We start from the raw sequence: 5,146 nt of genomic DNA, 5'->3' as shown, positions 1-5,146 counted from the left end.
GCGTTGACTTTTGGCACGCTGTTGAGTTCTCAAGGAACGGACGCTTCCTTCAAGCCGCTCTCGCAAGCTCTCCGGGCGCTTCGTTCTTTCGTGTTTCAAGCTTATCAGATGTTTTCCGCTCCGTTTTCCCGGAGTTTCGTTTATCCGAATTCCCGCTTGGGGGATTTCCTCTGACTTCGCAATGAAGCGTATCAAACGCTTCACCGTGCTCAGTCCCAGGTTTTGCCTGATCAGGCGGGCGTCCGTGGACACCTACTGCCTCGACTCGGCTGTGTCGTAGACATTAACGCCTGGTGGCGACTGTGTCCAGTCGGTCCCAACCGTTCAAACCTACTCCCCCACCAGTACCACGTCAATGGTCTTGCGGGTTGATCATGAGACTACCAGCTCGGAGCGCCGTTCCGGCGCACGCCTCACGCGGCCACCGGTCGGAGATCGGTCCGGTCCGCCTCTTCCACATCGCCCGTCTCGCCGGACTCGCCTAGGCCGGCGGCGCGGCGGCCGAGGACCAGGGCGTAGAGCAGGAAGAGCACCTCGGCCAGGACCCCGATGCCGATCCGTGCCCAGGTGGGCAGGCCGGACGGGGTCACGAAGGCTTCGAGGATTCCGCTCACGAAGAGCACGGTGGCCAGGCCGACGGCCATGCCGATGGTGGAGCGGCCGGCTTCGGCGAGAGCCGTGAGGCGGGTGCGCGGGCCCGGGTCGATGATCGTCCAGCCGAGGCGCAGGCCCATCCCCGCGGCGACGAAGACCGCGGTGAGTTCCAGCAGGCCGTGCGGCAGCAGAAGGCCGAGGAACAGGTCGAGGCGGCCGGCCGAGGACATCAGGCCCAGGCCGATGCCGAGGTTCATGACGTTCTGGAAGAGCACGTAGAGCACCGGCAGGCCGAGCACGACGCCGAAGACCAGGCACTGGGCCGCGATCCAGGCGTTGTTGGTCCACACCTGGGCCGCGAAGGAACTGGACGGGCGGTCGGTGTAGTACGTCTCGTACTCGCCGCCGGGCCTGGTCATCTGGCGGAGCTGGTCCGGGGCGGCGAGGCTGTCGCGGACCTCGGGGTGGGTGGTGATCCACCAGGCGATCAGGGCGGAGCCGAGCAGGGAGAGCACCGCGATCGGGATCCACCAGCGCCGGGAGCGGTAGAGCGCGGCGGGGAAGCTGACCGTGTAGTACCGGCCCACGTCGCGCCAGGAGGAGGTGCGGGCGCCGGTCACCGCGCTCCGGCCCCGGGCGACCAGTGTGGTGAGCCGGCCCTCCAGCGTGGGGTCGGGGGCGGTGGCCTGGACCTGGGCGAGGTGGCTGGTGGCGCGCTGGTAGAGGGTGACGAGTTCGTCCGCCTCCTCGCCGTTCAGCCGGCGCCGCTTGCTGAGGGCCTCCAACCGCTGCCACTCCGCTTGGTGCGCGGCGACGAAGACGTCGAGATCCATGGCGGTTCACTCCAGCTGACAGGCGTGGAAGGGGTAGCGGCGGGCCTAGCTTGCCAGAGGTCGTACGCCCGTACGCATCGGTTGCCGTACTGCTCTTCCGGGGGAATACCGGTCACCGTATGTTTACGGCTGGAAGTACGGGGGCTGAGCCGGTCGGCGGGCACCTTCGATGCGGGCGGGACCGCAGACGGAACGGACGGGGTGTCGTGAGCGAGCTTGTGACGGGCGAGGCGGTGGTCCTCGGACTGCGCACCGCGAAGATGCCGAGCCGGGCGCTGGCCATCGCGATCGATCTGACCGTGGAGTGGGCGGCACTGATCACCGGCGTGCTGGTGCTCGCCTTCGTGGCGCCCGACATCGACTTCGCGGCCAGTGCCGCGGTGTCGCTCGGGCTGATGGTGTTCTGCCTGGTGGCGGTGCCGGTGCTGGTCGAGACGCTGTCCCGGGGGCGCTCGCTGGGCAAGCTGGCGTTCGGGCTGCGGGTCGTCCGCAACGACGGCGGGCCGGTGCGCTTCCGGCACGCCCTGGTCCGGGGGCTGGTGGGCTTCGCCGAGCTGATCATGTTCGTGGGCGTTCCGGCCGTGATCACCTCGCTGATCTCCGTGGAGGGCCGGCGGCTGGGCGACATCTTCGCGGGGACGCTGGTGGTCCGGGAGCGGGTGCCCGGTGCCGGACGCGGGCGGGACGCGCTGCCGCCGCTGCCGCCGGAGCTGATGCAGCGGCTCGGCGGGGAGCTGGCCGCGCTGGACCTGTCCGCCGTGCCGGACGGGCTCTGGCTCGCCGTCCGGCAGTACCTGGGCCGGCTGGACCAGCTGGATCTCGCGGTGTCGGAGCGGATGGCCCACCAGCTGGTCGGTGACCTGGTCGCCCGTACCGGGCACCCCGCGCCGTACGGGCCGCACCCGGCCGACTACCTGGGCGCGGTCCTCGCCGAGCGGCAGCGGCGGGAGTGGGACCGGGCGATGGGGGCGCAGCAGTACGCCCAGCAGCAGCAACAGCAGTACCGGCCGCAGGAGTACCAGGGACACCAGCAGGCCCAGCCCTACCAGGCGCCGCAGCCCCAGCAGCCCCAGCAGGCGCAGCCCCCGGCCGCGCCGCCCGTGACGCCGCCGAGCGGCTTCGCGCCGCCGGCCTGACTCAGCCGTAGTACTCGGTGGGCCAGACGTTGGGCGGGGAGGCCAGTTCCTCCAGCTGGATGCCGGACGCCGACAGGACCACGTCCCCGGCGAGGTGGACGATCTGCTGCTCACCGGTCTCCAGGTCGGCGATCTGGTACTGCTCGACCAGGAGCGGCCCGCTGTCGGTGTCGTGCGTCTCGACGGACTCCAGCTGCCAGCCCTGGTCGAGGGTGCGGGGCGCCAGGACCGGTTCGGTGAAAGCCACCAGCCGGACCCGGGCGCTGCCGCCGGGGCTGAGCCGGAGCATGCGGGCGGTGGCGATCAGGAAGGCCGGTGAGCTGCCGGTGAAGGCGTGCGCGCGGTCGTGGCCCTCGGCGGCGTGCTCGCCCGCCGGGTCGGCCGCGTCCGTGCGGACCCAGGCGACGCCGTCCACCGCGCCGCCGCGGACCTGCCAGCCGCCGGCCCGCAGTTCGAGGCGGAGCGGGCGGCTGCGGGAGTCGAGGGTGAGGTCGGTGGTGGCGAGGGTGCTGCCGTCCGGGCCGTAGGTCTTGGAGACGTACCGCCAGCCTGCGGGGCCGGGGGCGCAGCTGAAGCGTTCCTCCCCGAGCAGGACGTGGTCATGGGTGTCGTGGAGTGAGTAGCGGCCGTTGGGCATGGGTCGAAGCCTACGGCGGCGCAGAGGCATGCAACCTTTCACCCGTCCGCCCGCATTAGGGAGGCGGGTGGTGCACCGACGTGCCGCTCAGCGGGAGGGAGGAGGGGCCTTGACCACGGACAAGTCGCGCGACGACGAGTTCACCGAGTACGTGGCCTCCAGGGGCGGGTGGCTGCGCAAGGTCGCGTACCTGCTCTGCTCGGACTGGCACCGGGCGGACGACCTGGTGCAGGAGAGCATCACCAAGCTGTACGCCAACTGGCACCGGGCCGGGCGGGTGGAGAACCGGGACGGCTATGCGCGGACGGTGCTGGTGAACACCTTCCTCGCCGAGCAGCGCTCGCCCTGGCTGCGGCGCTGGGCACGGGGTGCCGAGATCGGGGCAGAGCCGGTCTGGACGCAGTCCGATCCGGACACCTCCCTGGATCTGCGGCAGGCGCTGGCCGCGCTGCCGCCCCGGCAGCGGGCGACCGTGGTGCTCCGGTACTACTGCGATCTGACGATCGACCAGACCGCCGACGCGCTCGGCTGCTCCTCGGGCAACGTCAAGAGTCAGACCTCACGGGGGTTGGACACGCTGCGGCGCAACCTCACCCCCCGGCCGACAGAGAGGTCCCGGGCATGAACACCGACCAGAGTGGGCTGGCCGCCCGCCTCGCCGAGCTCGCCGAGTCGGCCGCGCCGCCCAGCACCGTCGATGTCCACACCGCTGCGCGGGACGGGCGTGCGCGGGTGCGCCGCCGTCGCTTCGCGGTGGCGGCGACCACGCTCGCGGTGCTGGTGGCGGGCGCGAGCACGCTGGCGGTGCTGCGGCCGGGTGCCGCGGCGGACTCGGTCCGGCCCGCCGACGGGGCTCCGCGCAGCCCGTCCCCGACGGGCACGCCGTCCAAGTACGTCGGCGGTCCGGGCAGTCCGGCGCCGGCCGCTCCGACCTCCGCGCAGACGGCCCTGCCGTTCAGCGGCAGCGATCCGTTGACCGCCGAGGCGGCTTTCGGGTGGCTGCCGGACTTCACCAAGAGCGTCTGGTACCGGGCGGAGTGGAACGGTACGAGCCTCCAGGCCCGGGGGGTCGTAGGGGGCACGCCGGCCTCGCCGGTCATGACTCTCACCGTGTACCCGGCGGGGACGACGCCCGAGTTGAAGGACTTCCCGACCGGGGCCCACGCCGTCCGCGTCGACGCGCCGGCGGTGAACGGGCGCGAGGCCTACTGGGTGTCCTCGAACGACGCAAACTACCGAGAGGGGCTCGACCTGCTGCGGTGGCGGACACCCGACGGGCGCTGGGCCCAGCTCGACTCGTCCGGTCTCCCGGCGGCCGACCGTGAGCAGGTGCCGCTGCGGGTGGCGGCCGGGGTGACCTTCGCGCACCGGCAGGTCCCGCTGCCCTTCCGGCTGCACGGCGTGCCGGACACTTTCAAGGTCTCGGGGGTGATCGTGCAACAGCCGGTCGCGGACGCGCCGCAGCCCTGGGAGGTGGACGTGAACTACGCGGCGGGGGACTACAACTTCACCACCGTGTTCGTCCCGGCGGGCTCGACGGCCACCGTGCCGGCCGCCGTGATCCCTTCCCGGGCGCCCCTGCCGGGGCTCCCGCCGGTGTCGCAGGAGCCGATGGCCTGCGGGAACGCGCAGGGCGTGCGCGCCTGCGTCTCGGCGCAGCCGGTGGGCATGCTCGGCCCCGTCGGCGGGCTGACCGGCTGGCTGGGCAGGTTCACCCTGCTCGGCCCGGACCAGAGCGCCTGGACCACCGGGGTACTCGGCTGAGGCCGGTCTTGGACACGCGTACGGCCGGTGACACGGGGGTGCACCGGCCGTACGCGTCATTCGTTCAAGCGTTCAAGCAGGCGGATCAGTAGCGGTACTGCTCCGGCTTGTACGGGCCCTCGACCGGGACGCCGATGTAGTCGGCCTGCTGCTGCGAGAGGACGGTGAGCTTGACGCCCAGC

General features: G+C 71.7%; 6 protein-coding genes. 3 read left to right on the top strand and 3 right to left on the bottom strand.

Features of this window, described 5'->3' with window-relative positions:
* Window positions 1–413 precede the first annotated feature (413 nt).
* Entirely contained in the window at window positions 414–1,427 is a 1,014-nt protein-coding gene (locus ABD330_RS31920) for a stage II sporulation protein M (RefSeq protein ID WP_344469809.1), read from the bottom strand.
* Between the two features lie 206 nt (window positions 1,428–1,633).
* Between ABD330_RS31920 and ABD330_RS31915 the strand changes: the two genes are divergently transcribed.
* Entirely contained in the window at window positions 1,634–2,563 is a 930-nt protein-coding gene (locus ABD330_RS31915) for an RDD family protein (protein ID WP_344469808.1), read from the top strand.
* Between the two features lies 1 nt (window position 2,564).
* Here the strand turns inward: ABD330_RS31915 and ABD330_RS31910 are convergent, their stop codons facing one another.
* Window positions 2,565–3,200, bottom strand: a complete 636-nt coding sequence (locus tag ABD330_RS31910; protein ID WP_344469807.1) for a hypothetical protein — start codon at window positions 3,198–3,200, stop codon at window positions 2,565–2,567.
* 109 nt (window positions 3,201–3,309) lie between these two features.
* On the opposite strand from ABD330_RS31910, the gene ABD330_RS31905 reads away from it, so the two are divergent.
* Together ABD330_RS31905 and ABD330_RS31900 are read left to right on the top strand one after the other, a co-directional pair.
* Complete coding sequence (locus ABD330_RS31905) at window positions 3,310–3,825, top strand: SigE family RNA polymerase sigma factor (protein WP_344469806.1); 516 nt, start codon at window positions 3,310–3,312, stop codon at window positions 3,823–3,825.
* Window positions 3,822–4,964, top strand: coding sequence for a hypothetical protein (locus ABD330_RS31900; RefSeq protein WP_344469805.1), 1,143 nt, complete (start codon window positions 3,822–3,824; stop codon window positions 4,962–4,964). The genes ABD330_RS31905 and ABD330_RS31900 overlap by 4 nt, the downstream gene beginning before the upstream one ends.
* A gap of 85 nt (window positions 4,965–5,049) precedes the next feature.
* Here the strand turns inward: ABD330_RS31900 and ABD330_RS31895 are convergent.
* Window positions 5,050–5,146 (bottom strand): adenosylhomocysteinase (locus ABD330_RS31895; protein ID WP_344469811.1); only part of this gene is annotated, 97 nt, incomplete at its 5' end.

Origin of the sequence: Kitasatospora kazusensis, from assembly GCF_039529945.1 — a bacterium.
GTDB classification, from domain to species: Bacteria; Actinomycetota; Actinomycetes; order Streptomycetales; family Streptomycetaceae; genus Kitasatospora; species Kitasatospora kazusensis.
This window is presented reverse-complemented; position numbering and strand designations above follow the sequence as displayed.